Here is an 800-nt window from a genome sequence, read left to right as displayed (position 1 = left end):
CTTCCTATACCTTCTGGATGGCAATGTTCGTCGTCGCAGCGACGATCTACGGCCTTGTCAAGCGTTGGGAGACCCGTCTCGTGCTCATCGCTTCGGGTCTCGTCATGGCCGTTTTGTCGCTTGACCCGCTCACAGCCTTCGTTCAGTTCGACAAGTCGATGACGAATGCCTCGCTAATCATCGCCATCTGTTCAGCCATGGGCTTCGCGGGCGTCGTTTCGCTCACCAAGTGCGATGTGCATCTTGTAGCGCTTCTCACCCGGCCGCTCGGCCGCCTCGGCGTGCTGCTTCTACCGGCAAGCATGTGCGTCACGGGGCTCTGCTCCGTTGCCATTCCGTCGACGGCAGGCCTGTGCGCATCGGTCGGACCGACGCTCATCCCGCTCCTCATCCGCGCCGGGTTCCGTCCCGCCATTGCAGCAGCGGCCGTTGTTGGCGGCACGACCCCTGCGCTCCTCAATCCTGGCGTCGCGCACAACGTTTTCGTGGCGAAGCTTGCCGATATCGGCGTCATGGATCTCATCGGCATGTTCTCTTCAAAGATCGTTCTTTTCTCTGCAGCGATCATCGTCGGGATCACGGTGATGTGCCTCCTATACCGAGACTACGCCAAACCCCAAGTTAACCAAGACTCAGAAGCTGCTGTTGAAACATCTTCGAACCTACCTGAAAAGGTTAACCTTCTTTATGCAGTTGCACCGTTGCTCCCTGTCGTCATGCTGATCGGCTTTTCGCTCTGGAGCGATGTCAAGATCAGCGTCGCCACCGCCATGCTCTGCGGCTGTCTCTTATACACATCT

Annotated in this window: 1 protein-coding gene; it reads left to right on the top strand. The window is 58.0% G+C overall.

The annotated features are described in order from the left end of the window. Nucleotides 1-800 (top strand): C4-dicarboxylate transporter DcuC (dcuC, locus tag H6A60_RS14545; protein WP_500691540.1); only part of this gene is annotated, 800 nt, incomplete at both ends.

Source organism: Sutterella massiliensis (assembly GCF_016899755.1).
GTDB classification, from domain to species: domain Bacteria; phylum Pseudomonadota; class Gammaproteobacteria; order Burkholderiales; family Burkholderiaceae_F; genus Sutterella; species Sutterella massiliensis.
Note: the sequence above shows the minus strand (reverse complement) of the source record. Positions and strands in the feature narration are given on the sequence as shown.